This is a genomic window from Sorangium sp. So ce385 (assembly GCF_051474135.1).
Lineage (GTDB): Bacteria > Myxococcota_A > Polyangia > Polyangiales > Polyangiaceae > Sorangium > Sorangium cellulosum_D.
Genome location: NZ_CP150337.1, coordinates 13,725,523 through 13,743,469 on the forward strand (window position 1 = coordinate 13,725,523; position 17,947 = coordinate 13,743,469).

Sequence of the window (17,947 nt, forward strand, 5' to 3'; positions counted from 1 at the left end):
AGGGCACGGGGCGCCGGCCCGGCGCCGGCGCGAGGGGAGCCGCCTACTCGACCACCCGGACCGTGGCGTCGAGCAGGTTGACGCCGCTCGGGGCGTCCCACGCCGCGCCGCTCGAGAGCTGGATCGCGTAGCGCGGGTCGTCGCGAAGGCGCTCGGACCCGTCCGGGAGCCACAGGCCGAGCTGGTAGTCGCCCGGGGGGAGATCGGCGGGGAGCTGCGCCTCGAGGCAAAGCTCGCTCTCCTCGCCCGGCGCCCAGCGGCGCGGGTCGGCGTCGACCTGGACGACGCGCCGCGCTTCGCCCTGCTGGAGCACGAGGTAGACCGGGCGCGGATTGTACGCCCGGGCATACCCATCGTTGAACAGGCGCAGCCGCAGCGACAGCGGCTGTCCGCGACCGACCTGCTCGGGCGACGCGTGCCCCAACACCACGAAGCGGTATCCGAGGCGGCAGGCGATCGTCTCGAAGCAGCCCTCGGACCGCCAGCCGTCGATCACGTCGGTGTGGTAGTCCGTGTTGATGAAGCTCCAGTGGTGCAGCGAGAGCTCGTCGAGCGCCGAGCGGCACTGGCTGCGCGGCGGATTGGGGGCGCACGTCTCGCCGCCGACGGGCGTGAACGCGGAGTCCGCGATGGCATAGTCCTTCTCGCCGGGGAGCTGGTAGGTGCCGACGTCGTCGTCGCTCGCGAGGAAGCAGTCGTTGAGGTGGCCGACGCGCGAGAGCGGCGATCCGGAGAACGCCGTCTCCTCGGTCAGCGGGCCGCCGTACGCCTCGCGCTTGTGCGAGGGGCGGCGCGCGAGGGTCATCCGGTCGCTCGGCAGCGCCGCGAGCAGCGCGTCGAAGATCTGCTCGCGGCTTTCGGGGCTGGTGAGGTCGTTGGTCGAGGAGTGCCACTCTCCCCAGGCGCCGACGAAGCCGGGGTGCAGCACGGCGATGACGTCGGCGTTCTGCTCGAGCACGGGCTTGAGCTGGTCGATGTGGGACAGCACGCGGTCGAGCGGCGCGTCCGGCGCGGTGCCCGTGTCCGCATAGTAGAAGCGGGGGAGCACCTTCAGCCCAGCCGAGCGCACGGCGGCGAAGCTCGCGTTGAGCTGGTCGATGAGGTCCTGGTCGATGTCCCGCGTGCGGTAGTCGTCGATGAGCACCTTGCCGTAGATCAGCGTGTAACCCTCGCCCCGGAGATGCGAGAGCGAGCCGAGGCTCCGGAGATCCGTGAAGCGGAAGAGGCCGCGCTCGGGGTTGAGAACGCCGCTGCACGCGGCGTCCCCGGAGGGATCCGCGCCCGCGGCGAACAGCTTCGGCGAATAGGAGCGCTCCACGGTGGCGCCGCTCAGCCCGCAGGCGCCGGGCGGATCGCCCGCGCCGCCGCTGCCGTCGCTGCCGCCGGCGCCGCTGCTGTTGCCGTCGCCGCCGGTGCTGCCGGGGCCGCCGCTCTCGCTGCTGCCGGTGCTGCCAGGGCCGCCATCGCCGCCGCCCGCGTCGCTCACGCCGGAGGTCAGCGCGCCCATCGGGCTGCCGTCGCCGGCGCCTGGACCGCACGCCGTCGCGAGCGCCAGGGAAAAGCAGGCGACGCTCCCCCCGCGAAGGAGGCGCGACAAGACGTGACTCGATGACCGGATGCTGGGGTGGCGCATGAAGCGATCTCCTCTCCTCGTGAAGAATGAAGCTGGCTCAGCCGACCTCGCGGGCGCGCTGTCCGTCGCGCGCTGCTCGTTGCACGGTCGAGGCCAGCGGAGCCGCTCGGCGAAATGCGAGGCAGGGGAGGTGAGGAGCTGCGCAAGGATCGTACACTCGCGCACGAAGCGGACAGCGAGCGGGGCCTGTCTACGCCCCAGCCGCCGCGCGGGACACCTCGGCGATCGCCCCGAGCAGCGCGTCGTTCTGCTCGGGCGTGCCCACCGTGATCCGCAGCTTGTCGTGGAGGCGCGGCGCGTCCCAGTAGCGCACGAAGATCGCCCGGTCGTAGAGCGCCCTGTACAACGCCTGCGCCGACAGCCCCCCTGCCGGCGGCGCCGCCAGCACGAAGTTGGTCTGGCTCGGCGCCACCGTGAACCCCCGCTCGCGCAGCGCCGCCGTGAGCCGGGCGCGCTCCGCGATCACCCGCTCCCAGCTCTTCTTCGCCTCGTCCCGCGCGGACAGCGCCGCGGTCGCCGCGGCCTGCGCGAGGATATCCGTGTTGTAGCTGTCGCGCGCCTTGTCGAGCGTCTCGATGAGCCGCGGGTGCCCGAGCCCGTACCCGAACCGGAGCCCCGCGAGCGAGTACCCCTTGCTCAGGGTCCGCAGGAGCAGCACGTTGTCGAGCCCCCGCGCCGGATCGAGCAGCGGGATCGCGTCGGCCTCGGCGAAATCGACGTACGCCTCGTCGATCAGGACTACGCCGCGGAACGCCCGCGCGATGCGCTCGAGCTTGTCGAGCGGCTCGCGCCGCCCCGACGGCGCGTGCGGGTTGACGAGGAGCGCGAGCCGGCAGCCGCGGTCGTTCAGGCGGCTCGCGAAATCCTCCGGGACCGACCAGTCCTCCTCGAGGGGGACCTGGGTGATCGTCGTGCCGTGGATCTCGGCGAGCACGTCGTAGAGCGAGTAGGTCGGGTACGTCTCGCCGAGGCCGAGGCCGCCGGGCTCGCAGAACACCGTCACCGCCATGCGCAGCAGCTCGTCGCCGCCGTTCGTGGCGATCACCTGCTCGGGCGACAGGCCGTGGAGCCTCGCCGCGGCCTCGCGGAACTGCTGCGCGCGGGGGGGCGGGTACCGGCGGAGCTGATCGGCCGAGACGTCGCGGATCGCCTCCAGCACCGCGCTCGGCGGCGGGTACGGGTTCTCGTTGGTGTTCAGCTTGACCACGTCGGCCCGCTGCGGCTGCTCGCCGGGCGTGTAGGGCGTGAGGCGGTGGATGTTGTCGCGTTCGTACGGCATGGGGATGGCCGTCCTCTCGCCCACCGCCCCGCCGGAGACAAGCGCCTCGTCGGGCGCGGCGCGCGGCCGCTCGATCCCGGCGTGCGCGCGCGCGCCGACCTGGACGGCGCTGCCCGGGCGCTCGTCGCCGCGGACGCGCGCCCGCGCCGGTCGCGCCGGTCGCGTCGGTCGCGTCGGTCGCGCGGATCGGACTAAGATGCGCCGCATGACGACGACGCCCGAGCCCGAAGCCTTCCTGGTCCTCTCCTGCCTCGGCCCTGACCGAACGGGCCTCGTCGCGGAGGTGACCCACTACCTGACCGAGCGCGGCGCCAACGTGGAGGACAGCCGCATGGCGGTGCTCGGCGGCGAGTTCGGCATCCTCCTGCTCGCGTCGGGCCCCCCGGGCGCGATCGAGGCGGTGGAGCGCGACACCGGGTCGCTCACGCGGGCGACGGGGCTCACGGTGCAGAGCCGCAGGACCAAGAGCCCCGAGTCGCACCGGCGCGCGGCGACCATCCCCTGCGTCATCTCCGTCGACGCGCTCGATCACGAGGGGATCGTCCGCGCCGTGTCGCGCGCGCTCCACGGCGCGGGCGTCAACATCGTCTCGCTCGAGACCTCGGCCTACGAGGCGCCCGTGACCGGCTCGCAGCTCTTCCGGATGGAGGCCCACGTGGACGTCCCCGTCGGGGTGTCGCTCGCCCAGCTCCGCAAGGCGATGGACGCCGTGGCGGAGTCCGAGAACCTCGACATCGAGGTCCGCTCGCTCATCAAGGGCTGACGCGGCCCCGCGAGAACCGGTATCTTCATCGGCCATGCCCTTCAGCAATCTGAGCTCCCCCCGCAAGGTGCACGGCCTCGACGCGGAGATCCGCGGCGCCGCGTTCCTCGCGAGCCCCGGCCTGGTCGCGATGGTCTCGACCGACCCCGTGCGCCTCGGCGTCTGCCCGATCGGCGGCGCCGGCGCGAAGACGACGAACCTGTCGCTCTCCTCGGCGCACGACGTGGCGCTGCTCTCGAAGGACGTAGCCGTGGTGCGGAGCGACGACGCGGTCTGGGCGCTGCTCGGCATCACGCACGGCCCGAAGCTCGATCAGGTCGGGCGGGACGCGCGGCAGCTCGCGACGCGCCCGTCCGGCGAGACGGCGCTCTTGCTGGGCTGGGACGGCAGCGCGACGGAGCTCAAGCTCGACAAGACCGAGGTGAACGGCCGCACGTTCGCGGTGCGCGGCGCGGCGCGGGCGTTCGACCTGACCGAGACCGAGACGCACGCGGTGATGGACGGCGCCGGGGAGGGGGGCGAGCTCCGCGTGCATCCCGGCGCGACGCCCGAGCCGGGCCCGACGCTGCGCGCCTCGCTGCCGCGCGCGGCCCAGAACCTCGACCGGGTGCGCGGCGGCCCGAAGCTGACGGCGGTGTACAAGCGCGGCGCGAGCGCGGTCTGCGCGGTCGTGCGGTCGTCGGGCAAGCTCGCGGCGAAGGTGCTCGCCTTCAGCGACCCGGTCGCGGACGTGGCGGTCCTCGAGTCGAGCCTGTTCGCCTGCTTCGCCGACGGCCGCGTCGCGCTGTTCGACGGCGCCGCCATCGAGGCCGCCACCGGCGCGCCGCTCGCGCCGACGGCCACCGTCGCGCTCGGCGCTCGCGGCGAGCCGGCCGTGCTGGTGGCCGCCGGCAAGGGGTCGCCGACGCTGTGGGTGGGCACGAGCGCCGGGGAGATCTGGAGCCTCGCGGTCGTGCGCAAGCAGGGCGGCTGAGGGGCGGCCTCCTCCGGCGCCCGGGGGGCGTCACGATGCGCTGCTGGAATCAAGATACCGATGTGTCCGGCGCTGCGTCTGCTGGCATCCAACGTTCGCGGACGATCTTTCTCTATAAGAACCCGCTTCCGGTTGTGCCCTTCGCACGACGCCACTGTCATCGTTCGGGCCAAGGCTTAAGAGAAGATATTTGAACCACAGAGGCACAGAGGACACAGAGGACACAGAGGAGAGAGAAAGAAAAGAACTCTTCTCCTCTCTCTTCTTCTCTGTGCCCTCTGTGCCTCTGTGGTTTGTCTTGCTTGAGACAACCCAGGTTTCATCGCTCCCGGGGGCCATCGGCAGAGCACAGAGCGACGCACCGCGTGGGCTCGAACCGCGCGCCGCCCTCACGCCGCCTTCGCCCCGATCCGCCCCTCGACCACGGCGTCCGGATCGACCGCGTCGAGCGTCGTCACGACCCGATCCGCCCCCGCGGCGGCCAGCAGCGCGTCGTCGGCGAGCCGCGCCACGCCGAGCGCGGTCATCCCGGCCGCCTTGGCGGCCTGCACCCCGGCGGGGGCGTCCTCGACGACGAGGCAGCGCGCCGGGGGCACGCCGAGCGCGCGCGCGGCGGCCAGGAACAGGTCCGGCGCCGGCTTGCCGTGCGCCACCGCGACGCCGCAGAGGTCGGCGTCGAACAGGTCGAGCAGCGTCGTGCCGGACGCGACGGCCGGGCGGCGGATGCGCTGCTGCTCGGCGAAGGCGTCGGCGCGGATCCTCTGGAGGAGCTGGCCCGCGTTCCTGGACGACGACGCCGCCGCGATCGGCACGCCGCGCGCCTTGAGCCCCAGGATCAGCCGCATCGCGTCAGGGAAGACGACGAACTCCCCCGCCTCGATCTTCCGGAGCAGGACCTCCTGCTTGCGCTCGGCGTAGCGCCGCGCGCGCTCGGCGGCGTCGGGCACGCCGAAGTAGTCGAGCGCCGCGCGCGCGCCGCTCTCGCGCGCCTTGCCGGCGACCTCGCTCTGGTAGACGGCCGTCGTGAACCGCTCGGGCGCGTAGCGCGTCTCGGGCGCGATCGCGCGCCACTCGGTCGCCATCAGCGCCTCCAGCGCCTCGCGCCAGGCGCGCTCGTGCGGCGAGTCGACCACCACCCCGTCGACGTCGAAGAGGACCCCTTCGAAACGCATGCCGCCGACATGGCGCCGGCGCGCGGTACCGGGAGCCCCGAGGGCACCCTGGCGATGCGATGCGCCGCCGTCCGCCCGCGCCGGCTGCCCGCAACGCCTGCCGCGGCGCTCGCCCGCGCCTGCCGCGGCGCTCGCCCGCGCCCGCCCGCCTCCCGCCGCTGCGCCGGGGGTGCTACGGTCGAAGCTCGTGCCGCCCGTCCGCACCGGAGCCAACCCCCACGCGACGCGCCTTCCGCGCGCGCTCGTCGTCCGCGATCCGGAGCCCGAGGAGCTCCGCGCGACCATCGACTGGTCGGACTGGTACCTCGACGACGCGGACGGCATCGGCGCGTGGGGCGAGCACGACGAGATCGCCCGCCTGCTCCTGTCCTCGATCGCGCAGCTCGCGCGCGAGCGCGGCTGGACCGACCACCACGCCGGCTCGGACCGGTTCTTCGCGTGGGTGCGCGAGGAGCCGCTCGTGCGCGTCTCGCCCGACGTCTACCTCCTCGATCACCGGCCCGCGCCGCCGCTCCCCAAGCAGTGGCAGACCTGGCTGCCCGGCCACCGCCCGCCGCGCTTCGCGCTCGAGATCGTCGCGAGCGACTGGCAGAAGGCCTACGAGGACATCCCGCTCAAGTACTGCCAGCTCGGCTGTCCCGAGCTCGCGATCTTCGACCCGCTGGCCGCCGCGCAGCGGCCGCCCGCCGGCAGGGTGGCGCTCCAGGCCTACCGGCGCGACCCCGACGGCGCGTACGTGCGCGTGCACGCCGGCGCCGGCCCCGCGTGGAGCCCCGCGCTCGACAGCTGGCTCTGCGTCGTGGGCAGCGGGGCCGACGCGCGGCTCCGGCTCGCGCGCCCGGGCGGCAAGGGCGAGCTCGTGCCCACCCAGGAAGAGGTCGCGGCGACCGAGGCGCGCGCCAGGGAGGCCGCCGAGGCGCGGGTGCGCGAGCTCGAGGCGCGGGTGCGCGAGCTGGAGCAGCTGGAGCCGCGATAACGCACGTCGCGCGGGGCGCAGCGCCGCAGCGCAGGACAGGAGCGCCGCGCCGGTCGACCGCGCCGTCTTGGCCGTGTTTGGGCCGCGCCGGTTCCACCGCGCCGCGTTCGGCGGTAGGCTCGCGGCATGTGTCGAAACATCCGTCCTCTATTCAACTTCGAGCCGCCGGCGACGGAGGAAGAGATCCGGGCGGCCGCCCTGCAATACGTGCGCAAGGTGAGCGGGACCCGCAGCCCGAGCGGGAAGAACGTCGCCTGTTTCGAGCGAGCCGTCGACGACATCGCCGCCATCACGCGCCAGCTCGTCGAGTCGCTGGAGACCACGGCGCCGCCCAAGAACAAGGAAGTCGAGGCCGCGAAGGCCCGCCTCCGCAACGCGCGCCGCTTCGGCACCTGACGCGCCGGTCTGCTCCTCTCGGGCAGCGGCGGCAGGCAGGCGGCCGCGCAGGGCAGGCCGCCGAGCCTGGCTCCTGCACTGCTGTTACCTTACGTTCGTGCTCATGGGCGACGCCGCCGCCACCCAGCGCATGAGCGCTGCAGCGTATCTCGAGTGGGAGCGCGGGCAGGTCGCTAAGCACGAGTATCGCCTCGGCGAGGTCCGCTCGAGGGCGGGCGGCAGCCCGCGGCACAACTTCCTCTCGAACGCCGTGGGGGCGGAGCTCCGCGCGGCCGTTCGCGGCAGGCCGTGCCATGTCCTGTCACCGGACCAGCGGATCTCCGCGAAGCAGGGGGAGCGCTACGTCTACGCGGATGCCGTCGTCGCGTGCGGCGGTGTGCGGATGGAGCCGGGCACCAGCGACGTGCTCGCGAACCCGAGCGTCGCCGTCGAGGTCCTGTCGCCCAGCACCGAGGCGTATGACCGCGGCGAGAAGTGGGCAGCGTATCAGCGCATCCCGTCCCTCACCGATTACCTGCTCGTCTCGCAGACCTCGGTGCGCGTCGAGCACTTCCGGCGCGAGGCCGACGGCTCCTGGCGCTACCTCGTGATCGAGGCGGGAGGCGCGATCTCGCTCGCGATCGGCGCCGCCGTTCCGGTCGACGCCATCTACGAGGGCGCCTTCGAACTCGACGCCGGCTGAAGGGGCGCGCTCGGCGCCGCCGGCACACCGAAGGGCCGAAGGCGCGCTGCGGCGCGCGGCTCACGACCGCGCAGCGCGGGGCGAGCCCCCGTAGACGAGCCGGCCGCCCGTCTTCGACAGCGCGTAGGCGAACCCGAGCTCGAGGGTCGAGCGGGTGACGACGCCCCCGAGGTCCAGCCCCTGCTCCACCATCAGCCGCGCGGCCGCCGGCGCGATGCCGACGAGCACGACCTCGGCCCCGAGCAGCCCCGCCGCCCGCGCCGCCGTCATGAGGTGATCCGCCGCCGCGGCGTCCACCGCCGCCATCCCCGTCACGTCGATCAGCACCACGCGCGCGTGCCGCTCGGAGATCTCCCGCAGCATCGACTCGAGGAAGCGGCCCGAGCGCTGGCGGTCCATCGCCCCGACGACGGGCATCACCAGGATCTGGCGCGCGACGGGGACGACCGGGCTGGAGAGCTCATGGATGGTGCCGAGCAGCGCCGCCTGCTGCCGGTTCGCCTGCTCGAGCTCCTGGGTCCGCTCGGTGATGCGGCGGAGGAGCTGCGCGTTCTCGAGCGCCACCGCCAGCGTGTCGGCGATGCGCTCGATCAGCCCGAGGTCCTCGGGCGAGCACGCCGCGCGGCGCTCGCTGTCGAGCACCAGGACGCCGAGCGCGACCCCCCGGGCGAGCAGCGGGACGCCGACCCGCGTGCGGCTGCCCTTCCGGCGCGCCTCGACGATATCCGGCCAGAGGTCGTGCTCGCCCGCCAGCGTGTCGATGACGACCGACCGGCCGGCGCTCAGCACCCGGCCGACCAGCGACGCCCGCTCGAGCCGGGCGCGCCCCTCGACGAGCCCCTGCTCGTCGGCATCCAGGCTGATGACGAGGAGCTCGCGCGAGCGGTCCACCGCCGCGCCCCCGCGCCTCCGGTTCGCGGACTTGCGGCTCGTCTCCAGGGTCAGGTGCTCCGACAGCGGACGAGACCAGGGCGTGGACTCGAGGGTCACGAGGTCCACGCCGGTGTCAATGAAGCGCGGAAGGCGCCGATCCTCGACCTGCCCCGGCGCCGGGAGCTCGGCCAGCGCCGCCTCCGCCCCCCTCGACACCATGTCGTGGAGCAGCTCGACGGCGCGATAGCCCATGTCGTGCTCGCGCTGGACCACGGCCGCATGGATGATGCCCTCCCGGAGCATCGCGATCGTCTCGGGGATCAGATCGAACGACACGATCTTGAGATCTCCCGCCCTCCCCAGGGCCCTCGCGGCCATGCCCCACGCCGGGCCGTTCTCGGCGCAGGCGCCGAAGGCGCCGGACAGCCCTCCTTCGCGCAAGGCGTCCAGGGCGAGCTGCATCGCCGCGGAAGTATCGTAGTGGCTCTCCAGCGGAGATCGCATCGAGATGGCCTTCCCGGCGGCCGCCGCGCCGAACCCCGCGACCCGATCGCGGCCGTTCATGGCGCGGAGCGAGGAGACCTGCGCGCCCACGACCCCGCCGTCCGGGAGGAGCCGCGCCATCGTCTCTCCGGCGAGCCGGCCGGCCGCCACGTTGTCGGTGCCGACGTAGGCCAGCGCCCTGCTGCCGTCGGCCGGCGGCGTATCGAACGTGATCACCGGAATCCCGGCCTCCGCCGCTCGCCGGATCGCCGGCTCGAGGCCCGCGGCGTCGCCCGGCGCCACGGCGACGCCGCTCACCCCGCGGCGCACGCCCTCGTCGATGAGCGCGCTCTGGCCGGCCTCGCCGGCGGCGCTGGCGCACCGGTACGTCACGTCGACGCCGAGCGCGCGCCCCGCGACGAGCGCGCCCTCCCGCAGGTTGTTCCAGTAGGCCACCGGCGCGCGCCGCGGCGCCCGGTAGACGCGGAGCTCCGCGCCGCGCTCGCTCGCGGGCCAGGCCCCGCAGGCGTCGTCCTCCACCAGGGCGAGCTCCACCGCGCTCCACTGCGGCCGCAGCTGCACGCTCTTGATACCGCTCGAGATGATCTCCACGAGCTCCTGGGGGCTGGCCTGCGAGGCCACCGCGTTCAGCACCTCCTCGAGCACGCGGTTCTCGTGGGCCGACCGCGCCTTGTCGTCGAAGAGCTCGCGCCGCTCCAGCGCCGCCCCGGCGCTGCCGGCCAGGGCCATCAGCCGGGCCCTGCGCTCGTCCCCCAGCGGCTCCGCGGCCGGCTGCTCGACGGCGAGCGCGCCGACCGGCCGCCCGCGCATGCACACCGGCGCGAGGACCACGACCGCGTCCGCGGGCAGCCAGTCGAGCGCGACCGCGCCCGGCAGGTGCTCTCGGTACCACGCGGCCGCCGCCACCGCGCGCGCGCCCTCGCCCGGGTCGAGCCGAGAGACCGCGCTGGCCGGCCCCGCGTCCGACGGGATCGGCAGCCGGCCCGAGAGCAGGCTCTCGAGGCCCACGGCGGCCCGGTAGATCAGGCGATCTCCCTCTCGGATCAGCAGGCTGCCGCGCCGCGTTCCAGGCAGGCTGTCTGTGGCGTCCTGTACGATGCGATGCAGCGCTGCGAAGAGGTCCAGACCGGTGATCATGCGTGTTCGACCTACACCCCACCGGCGGAGCGCGGCGCGGGGATCGTGCCAGCAGGCGCGATCGGCCGGTCCGTTGTCAAGCCATCCATCCGGCTCCGCCCCGTCATGCGCTCGAGCTCGCGTCTCCCCGCGACGGAGCGCCGTCCGGCGCGGCGGGCGTCGAGCGCTTCGCGCTATCGCTCGAGGCCGCCCGGCAGCGCGAAGCGGGCTCGTCCGAGGCGGCGCGCTGCGCGGCGGCGGCCGACGACCGCGGTGCGATAGCAACGGACAGCCGCGCTCCGGCACCGGAGAACTCATGCGATGTTCTATTCCTCAGCTCCTCCTCGTCCTCCCCGTGCTCGTCGCGATCCCCGCCGAGGCGGCGCCTCCGCCCTGCGCCACGATCCGCCGGGGCCGCCCCGGGGACGTCGAGGACGCCGCCGTTCCCCCTCGCGGGCCGCGCCGCGACGTGGACGGCGCGGTCCCGAGCCACGGCGCTCCCCCGACGCCGCCGTGCCGCGCGGAGGACGCGGCGCCCGCGCGCCGCGAGGCGCCGCGCCCGCCCGCGAGCTACGTGTGCCACGGCTCGTGTCCCGGCGCCGCCCACCTCTTCAGCGGGCGATTCGGCGATCCGCGCGAGCAGATCGGGTATTCGGTCGCCGCCGACGGCGCGGGGAACATCGTCCTCGCGGGCTCGGCCGCGGGCACGGTCGATTTCGGCGGCGGGCCGGTCTCCGCCTCGGGGGCGTTCCTCGCGAAGCTCGACGCCGCCGGGGGCCTCCTCTGGAGCCGCGCCTTCGACTCCCCGTCATCGTTCGCCTCTGCCGTCGCCGTCGACGCGCACGGCAGCATCCTGCTCGCGGGCGGCTTCCGCGATCCCATCGATCTCGGCGGCGGCCCGCTGACGAACGCCCTCGATGGACTCCAGATCTCGTTCGTGGCCAAATTCGACGCCAGCGGCAACCACCTCTGGAGCCGAGCCGCGTCCGGCGACGAGCGCCACTCCCCGCGCGCCATCGCCGCGGACGGCGCCGGCAACGTCCTCGTCTCGGGCTCGTTCGAGGGCTCCCTCGACTTCACCGGCGGAGCGGCGCCGCTCGTCAGCACAGGAGGCCTGTTCGACGAGGATGTCTTCGTGTCGAAGCTCGACGCCTCCGGCGACCACCTCTGGAGCAAGGCGTTCGGCACGGTGGAGCTCGATCGCGGCGAGGGCCTCGCGGTCGACGGCGCGGGCAACGTCGTCCTCGCGGGCTTCTCCCTGGGCGGCGGCCTCGACTTCGGCGGCCGGCCGCTCCCGAGCGCCGGGAGCTCCGACATCTTCGTCGCCAAGCTCGATCCGGACGGCCATCATGTCTGGAGCCGGAGCTATGGAGATCCCGGCAGCCAGAACGCCTCCGCCGTCGCGGTGGATCCGTGGGGCAACGTCCTCGTGACCGGGGGCTTCGCCGGCAGCGTCGATTTCGGCGGCGGACCGCGCCGCAGCGCGGGCGACAACGACGCGTTCGTCCTGAAGCTCGACCCGAGGGGCCGTCACGTCTGGAGCCGCCGCCTCGGCGGCGCGCTCCGGCAGGACGGCACGGCGATCGCCGCCGACGCCGACGGCAACGTGGCGGTCGGCGGGTTCTTCCGCGGCGCGCTCGAGCTCGCGTGCGGGCGGCTCGAGAGCGCGGGGGAGGAGGATATCTTCCTCGTCGAGCTCGACGCCGCCGGCCGCGCGCTGTGGGGCGATCGCTTCGGCGACGCGCAGGGCCAGACGCCCACGGACGTCGCGTTCGACCCGAGCGGGGACGTCCTCCTCACCGGCTACTTCGACGGCGCCCTCGACTTCGGCGGCGGGCCGCTCGCGGGGCAGGGCGGCCGCGACGCGTTCCTCGCGAAGCTCGGGCGCTGATCGGGCGGGCTGCGCCCCACCCGCCGAGCTCGGCGCGCGGCGCCGCTGCGACCTGCAGAGTCGTCCGCCGCCTTGCGGCGCTGCGCGAGGCGCCGATCCGTGCCAGGATCCGGGCCGGATCGGCCCATGGGAAACAACCTGGAGCGGGTCGTCGGGGTGCTCAACGGGCTCCTCGGCGATCACCTGAAGCGGACCAGCAACGGCCTCGCGACCGCGATGCAGCTCGTCCGCGACGGACGCGGCCTGCCGCTTGCCAGGGCATTCTCCGCGGCCGCCGCTGCTCGCGCCACACCCCGTGTCGTCGTGCTCGTGCACGGGCTGATGAGCACCGAGGAGATCTGGACGATGCCGGACGGCGAGACGTACGGATCGCGTCTTGCTCGCGACCTCGGGTACACGCCGTTTTACGTGCGGTACAACAGCGGCCTCCGCGTCTCCGAGAACGGCGAAGCCCTGGATGTCCTCCTCGAGCAGCTCGTCTGCGCCTATCCGGTCGCCGTGGAGGAGCTGGTCCTCATCGGCCACAGCATGGGCGGCCTCGTCGCGCGCAGCGCCGCGCATGCGGCGAGCGACAAGGCTCGAAGGTGGCTGCCCCTCGCCAAGCGGGCCTTCTACCTCGGCACACCGCACCTCGGCGCCCCGCTGGAGCGCTTTGGCAACGCTGTCACGTGGGCGCTCGCGAGCATCGGCAATCCGTACACGACGCTCATCGCCGATATCGTCAACCTCCGCAGCGGCGGGATGAAGGACCTGGGCTACGCCAACCTCCGCCGCGAGGACTGGGAGGGCGCCGACGCCGACGCCCTGCTCCAGAATCGCCGCCATCCCGTGCCCTTGCTCCCCCACATTCGCCATCACCTCATCGCCGGCGCGCTCACGGCCGACCCGAGGCTCTCCCTCTTGTTCGGCGACGCGATGGTCTCGCTGAGGAGCGCCACGGGCCGGGCGGTCGCCGAGGACCGGTGCTCGCCCTTCCCTCAAGCGCACGCGCGGATCATGCCGTCGCTCGGACACCTGCGCCTGGCCCACGACCCGGACGTCTACGCGCAGATCCGCGCGTGGTGCGAGGAGGCGGTGTGATGGAGCGGTGGCGCGGCTTGAAGGATCTCGTGCAGGAGGCGGTCGAGCACGGCTCGCGGGCCGTGGAGCGCCTGCAGAAGCACGCGGCGAAGCTGCCTTTCGATCTGCTGGAGCAGATTCCCCCGATCCAGGCGCCCGTGAGGGGCATTCGGGTCATCCACGACACGACGCTGTCCGGCGTTCACGGGACGATCCGCCTCGTCAACCGCGCCGTGGGGGCCACGGTGGATGTGGTCCTCTCTCTCTTGGAGCAGGAGGCACGGCCGGCGGAAACGCCGGACCGCAGCGCGGGCGCCGCGCCGGACGCGCCCTCCGGCGGCCCGGACGACGAGGCGCCCTGAGCTCGGGCGCTGCCCGCCGCGCGCGGCTCCGCCGGCGCCGAACGATGCGCTGAGGCTCAGCGCGCCATGGTGAAGAAGTTGAGCTTGTTGCCGTCGCGATCGCGGAAGTATCCGCCGTAGGAGCCCGCATCACTCCCCGGCGCCCGGCGCGCCCGTGCGCTTCCACAGCGCGCGGCGCGCGGGCAGGGTCGCGCGCCACCGCGCGCGCAGCGCGCTCGGCTTCTCGCCGTGGCGCTCCTTCAGGAACGTGGCGCCGACCACGCGATCGGTGCGAAAGGAGCGGAAGTCCTGGCGAACCTCGCACCACGCCACGAGGAGGCGCGTCGACTCGCGATACCCCACCACGACGGGCCACACGACGCGCTCGCTCTCGCGGCCCGCCTCGTCGCGGTAGCGGAGCGCGATCTTCGTGCCGGCGCGGATCGACGCGCGCACCTCGGCCAGGTCGAGCCCGTCGGGGACCTGGTCCAGCGCGGGGGGCGTGCCCGTCGTCGGCTCGAGCACGAGCGGGCGCAGCCGCTCGGGGACCGTCGCGGCGATCTTCGCGATGAGGTCCTGCGCCGCCCTCCGCAGGGCGGCGTCCCCGCGGCCGGCGACCCACTGCGCGCCGAGGACCGCGACCTCGATCTCGTCGGGCGTGAGCATCAGCGGCGGCATGTCGAAGCCGCGCTCGAGCACGTAGCCGGTGCCGGCCTCGCCCCGGATCGGGACGCGCTGGGCGAGGAGATCCGCGACGTCGCGGTACACGGTCCGCTTCGACGTCTCGAGCTCCTCGGCGAGCGCCGCCGCGGTGACCGGCGCCCGCTGCCGGCGCAGGATCTGAAGGATCTGGAACAATCGGTCGGCGCGCCGCACGAGGATGCTGACACCAGGTTGTCAGCAGGGCGAGGCTACATCAAGCGCGGTCCACGGCGGACCCAAGCTCCCGGAGGTTCTCATGATCACGCTCTATGGCTTCGGCCCCACGTTCGGCTTGCCGGAGGCCAGCCCCTATGTGACGAAGACCGAGGTCCAGCTCAAGCTCCTCGGCCTGCCCTACAGGAAGGAGCGCGCGCGGCCCGACCTGTCGCCGAAGGGGCAGCTCCCCTTCATCGACGACGACGGCGCGCGCGTCGCCGACTCGCACTTCATCCGTGAGCACCTTGAGCGGAAGTACGGCAAGGACCTCGACGCCGGCCTCGACGCGCGGCAGCGCGCGGAGGCGTGGGCCATCGAGCGCATGCTCGAGAACCACTTCGTCGCGACCTCGGGGTACGCGCGCTGGCTCATCCCGGAGAACTTCGAGAAGGGCCCGGCGCACTTCGTCGACGGCGCGCCGGAGGAGCTGCGCCCGAAGCTGCGCGAGGAGCTCCTCGGGCGCGTCCGCGAGAACTATCGCGCGCTCGGCATCGCGCGGCACTCGGACGAGGAGATCGTCGCGCTCGGCGTGCGCTCCCTGACCGCGCTCTCGACGCTGCTCGGGGACAGGCCGTACCTGTTCGGCGGGCGCCCGGTGGGCGTCGACGCGACGGCCTTCGCGGCGCTGGCCGGCATCCTCACGCCCTTCTTCGAATCGCCGCTCAGGCGCAGGGCCGAGGGCTTCGCGAACCTCGTCGCGTACACCGCCCGGCTCATGCGGGAGTTCTACCCGGATCACCCGTGGGAGGCGCCCCGGCAGGGGGCCTGAGCGCCGCGACGCCGCCGCGGCGCCCCCGCTCGAGGGGCGGGGCGCCGCGGCCTGCGCTCCGCGGCGCGGGGCTACTCCTCGCCGCGGGGAGCCGGCGTCGGCGCGGGCTCGGCCGGCGTGGGCTGGGCGACGTCACCGCCGCCGCAGGCGGACCCCCACGAGGTCGGGGCGGGCAGGGGCAGCGACGCCACCGGCGTCGCGAGGTCGTCGAGCGCGTTCACGAGCACGCCGCCGTACGAGATCGAGTAAACGTAGTCCTCGATGAACACGCCGCGCTTCACGTCGGCGCCGCCGTAGTAGTAGCACCCCGACGTCGCGCTGAAGAAGCCGCTGTGGTCGACCGCGCCGAGGTGGCTGAACCCTTCGGCGATATCGACGTTGAAGAGCTCCAGCGTGCTCGCGACCGCGCCCGTCTCCCGGTCGTAGCTCACGACCGGGAAGGCGAGCACGTCGCGCTCACCGTAGTACGTGAACGCCTTGTGGTTGTACTCGGCCTCGGACGACGTGTAGTCCCCCTCGAGCGACTTCTTGTGCAGGAGCTTCGGCTCCGACGGGTCCGTGACGTCGAAGATCTGCAGCGCCAGGCCGGTCACGACGCCGCTCTCGTCGCCGTCCCTGCCGATCGCCAGGAGGTGCCCGTCGTCGAGCGGGTGCATGTACTCGCTGAAGCCGGGGATCTTGAGCTCGCCTGCGACGGAGGGCGACTCGGGGTCGGAGAGATCGAGCACGAACAGCGGGTCGACCCGGAGGAACGTCACCACGTAGCCGCGATCCCCGATGAACCGGGTCGAGCGGATCTGCTCGCCCGGGGCGAGGTCCGTGATGGCGCCGATGCGCGAAAGCTCGGCCCCTTGCGCCTCGAGGACGAACACGCCGTTGCGGGTCGTCCACCGCTCAGTCCCGGGCACCATGGCGGTCGTCGAGACGCGGAGCTTGCCGTTGTGCTCGTCGAGCGAGAACTGGTTGAGGATGTGGCCGGGCACCGAGCCCGACGCGACGTACCGGGGCTGGCTCGGGTCGGCGACCAGATCGAACTTGTGCAGGTACGTGACGTCCGTGCTCGCGTTCACCGCGCTGGGCGCCGTCGGCGCCTGCCAGCTGCGCGCGGCGACATAGAGGGCGTCGTGGCTCGAATACACGGTGTCGGTCGCGCCGATGATCGAGGTCGACGCCGGCACCTCGTCGAGGTCGGCGAGGTCGATCGACTCGATCTGCGTCAGGCCGTACGACGTCGTGCCCGCCTCGGGGACGTAGAAGTCCGCGCAGCTCGCGCCGAGCTCGGTGACCGTCTCGCCCTCCTTCTCGAAGCGGTACGGCAGCCACGCCGACAGCGACGAGCCCTCGATGATCGCCGTGTTCTCGGCGCGGAGCTGCTCGAACGCCGCGGTCCACGCCTCGGCGGTCTCGGGGAAGGCGGTCAGGTCGGTGGGCCAGTAGTTGAGCGCGGGGCCGTGGGCGCCGCCGGACAGCACCGTGCGGACGTCCTCGCCCGCGCGCCGCGACGAGGCGTAGCCGCCCTCGAAGTAGAGCTCCCTGGCCACGCTGGGCGCGCCGCCCGCGAGGCTCAGGACGGTGAGCTTCGTGAGCGGGGCGTAGACGTCGGGCGGCGGGGGCGCGTCGGTCACCGGCTCATCGGGGGACGGGGCGCCGTCCGGCGGCGTGGGCTCGGTGTCGCCGTCCGGCAGGGGCTCCGCGGGCTTGTCGGCGCCGTCCGGCGGCGGGTCGGCGCCTCCCGGGTTGGACGGCGTGTCGGACCCCTCCGGGGGGACCGGCGCATCGTCCTGATCCGGCCCGCTGGACGGCGCGCTGCCCGGCGCGCTGCCCGGCGCGCCGGCGGGCGCGCCGGCGCCTCCGGGCAGGGCGATGCCGATGTCGATCCTGTAGTCGTAGTACCCCGGCCGCGGCTCGACGCCCGCCTTCTCGTAGATCGAGGCCCCGTTGACCGACGAGTAGATGACGACCTTGTCGTCTGCCACGAACATCTCGATCGGGCTGCCCTCGATCGCGAGCGAGCTGCCCACCGCGAGCGACGACGCCGGCCACGCGGTCAGCGTGTAGAAGCTCTGGTCGTGCAGGATGTAGAGGTTGTTCCCGTCGGTCTTGACGATGTCGGCCTCATCGACGCCGGCGACCTGGGTGTTCGTGTCCGAGTGGGCCGGGGCATCGCTCTCGCCGCCCGACGCCGCGTCCTCGGGGCTGCCGGCCACGGGCGGTGTCGGGGCAGGTACGCCGGTGGGGTCCGCCGCCCCCCCGGGCACGGCGACGCCGGGGCCGCCGAAGCCGACGCCGCGCCCGTCGCCGATCGCCGCGTAGCTCGCGATCATGGCGTCGATCTGGGCGTTCATCTTGGCGAGCGCGTCCTGCTTCAGCAGCGCTTCGAGGTCGTCGCACGACTGAGCCCGGTGGAGCGCCGCGCGCTGCGACGCGCTCTCGTCGGGTCCGGGTGACGAGGACTCCGTGACGCATCCGACGGCGAGGAGGCCTGTTGCTAGGAGAAGCCAGAGAGAGGAATGGGCGCGGTGGGTTCGCATGGTGCCCGCCGGCGTCGCAAGGCCCGCGCCACCCGCCCGCTCGCTCGGTTCGCCGCGAAACGCGGCGGTTC

General features: G+C 73.6%; 15 protein-coding genes. 9 read left to right on the top strand and 6 right to left on the bottom strand.

Annotated elements, in window-relative coordinates; translation table 11 throughout:
- Positions 1-43 precede the first annotated feature (43 nt).
- Positions 44-1,597, bottom strand: a complete 1,554-nt coding sequence (locus tag WME83_RS50295; protein WP_437316833.1) for a DUF4832 domain-containing protein — start codon at positions 1,595-1,597, stop codon at positions 44-46.
- Positions 1,598-1,823: 226 nt separating this feature from the next.
- On the bottom strand, positions 1,824-2,912 hold the full coding sequence (gene hisC / locus WME83_RS50300) for a histidinol-phosphate transaminase (protein WP_437316834.1): 1,089 nt from the start codon (positions 2,910-2,912) through the stop codon (positions 1,824-1,826).
- A gap of 205 nt (positions 2,913-3,117) precedes the next feature.
- Here hisC and WME83_RS50305 point away from each other — a divergent pair, with 205 nt between their 5' ends.
- Both WME83_RS50305 and WME83_RS50310 read left to right on the top strand, forming a co-directional pair.
- The gene (locus WME83_RS50305) at positions 3,118-3,675 is read left to right on the top strand and encodes a glycine cleavage system protein R (RefSeq protein ID WP_437316835.1); all 558 of its coding nucleotides are present in this window, start codon (positions 3,118-3,120) and stop codon (positions 3,673-3,675) included.
- Positions 3,676-3,709: 34 nt separating this feature from the next.
- Positions 3,710-4,648, top strand: coding sequence for a hypothetical protein (locus tag WME83_RS50310; protein WP_437316836.1), 939 nt, complete (start codon positions 3,710-3,712; stop codon positions 4,646-4,648).
- A 389-nt stretch (positions 4,649-5,037) separates the two neighbouring features.
- Here the strand turns inward: WME83_RS50310 and WME83_RS50315 are convergent, their stop codons facing one another.
- Positions 5,038-5,820: an HAD family hydrolase gene (locus WME83_RS50315; RefSeq protein WP_437316837.1), complete on the bottom strand. Its 783-nt coding sequence runs from the start codon at positions 5,818-5,820 to the stop codon at positions 5,038-5,040.
- A gap of 169 nt (positions 5,821-5,989) precedes the next feature.
- Between WME83_RS50315 and WME83_RS50320 the strand changes: the two genes are divergently transcribed.
- The 3 genes from WME83_RS50320 (at position 5,990) to WME83_RS50330 (ending at position 7,874) form a co-directional block, all read left to right on the top strand.
- Positions 5,990-6,796 (top strand): Uma2 family endonuclease, encoded by an 807-nt coding sequence (locus WME83_RS50320; protein ID WP_437316838.1) that lies wholly within the window; start codon positions 5,990-5,992, stop codon positions 6,794-6,796.
- A 126-nt stretch (positions 6,797-6,922) separates the two neighbouring features.
- Positions 6,923-7,192: a DUF2277 domain-containing protein gene (locus WME83_RS50325; protein ID WP_437316839.1), complete on the top strand. Its 270-nt coding sequence runs from the start codon at positions 6,923-6,925 to the stop codon at positions 7,190-7,192.
- A gap of 103 nt (positions 7,193-7,295) precedes the next feature.
- Positions 7,296-7,874, top strand: a complete 579-nt coding sequence (locus WME83_RS50330) for a Uma2 family endonuclease (protein ID WP_437316840.1) — start codon at positions 7,296-7,298, stop codon at positions 7,872-7,874.
- Positions 7,875-7,934: 60 nt separating this feature from the next.
- Here the strand turns inward: WME83_RS50330 and WME83_RS50335 are convergent, their stop codons facing one another.
- Positions 7,935-10,388, bottom strand: coding sequence for a substrate-binding domain-containing protein (locus tag WME83_RS50335; RefSeq protein ID WP_437316841.1), 2,454 nt, complete (start codon positions 10,386-10,388; stop codon positions 7,935-7,937).
- Positions 10,389-10,683: 295 nt separating this feature from the next.
- On the opposite strand from WME83_RS50335, the gene WME83_RS50340 reads away from it, so the two are divergent.
- The 3 genes from WME83_RS50340 to WME83_RS50350 all read left to right on the top strand — a co-directional run bounded on the left by WME83_RS50340 (position 10,684) and on the right by WME83_RS50350 (position 13,679).
- Positions 10,684-12,258: a hypothetical protein gene (locus WME83_RS50340; RefSeq protein ID WP_437316842.1), complete on the top strand. Its 1,575-nt coding sequence runs from the start codon at positions 10,684-10,686 to the stop codon at positions 12,256-12,258.
- 126 nt (positions 12,259-12,384) lie between these two features.
- Positions 12,385-13,338, top strand: coding sequence for a lipase family alpha/beta hydrolase (locus tag WME83_RS50345; protein ID WP_437316843.1), 954 nt, complete (start codon positions 12,385-12,387; stop codon positions 13,336-13,338).
- Positions 13,338-13,679: a hypothetical protein gene (locus tag WME83_RS50350; protein ID WP_437316844.1), complete on the top strand. Its 342-nt coding sequence runs from the start codon at positions 13,338-13,340 to the stop codon at positions 13,677-13,679. Before WME83_RS50345 ends, WME83_RS50350 begins: the two co-directional genes overlap by 1 nt.
- A gap of 129 nt (positions 13,680-13,808) precedes the next feature.
- On the opposite strand, the gene WME83_RS50355 is transcribed toward WME83_RS50350, so the two are convergent.
- On the bottom strand, positions 13,809-14,534 hold the full coding sequence (locus WME83_RS50355; protein ID WP_437316845.1) for a helix-turn-helix transcriptional regulator: 726 nt from the start codon (positions 14,532-14,534) through the stop codon (positions 13,809-13,811).
- Between the two features lie 82 nt (positions 14,535-14,616).
- On the opposite strand from WME83_RS50355, the gene WME83_RS50360 reads away from it, so the two are divergent.
- Positions 14,617-15,345 carry a glutathione S-transferase family protein gene (locus WME83_RS50360; protein ID WP_437316846.1) on the top strand — a complete coding sequence of 243 codons (729 nt, stop codon included), beginning with the start codon at positions 14,617-14,619 and terminating at the stop codon, positions 15,343-15,345.
- 71 nt (positions 15,346-15,416) lie between these two features.
- Here WME83_RS50360 and WME83_RS50365 read toward each other — a convergent pair whose 3' ends face one another.
- The gene (locus tag WME83_RS50365; protein ID WP_437316847.1) at positions 15,417-17,876 is read right to left on the bottom strand and encodes a beta-propeller domain-containing protein; all 2,460 of its coding nucleotides are present in this window, start codon (positions 17,874-17,876) and stop codon (positions 15,417-15,419) included.
- Positions 17,877-17,947: the final 71 nt, after the last annotated feature.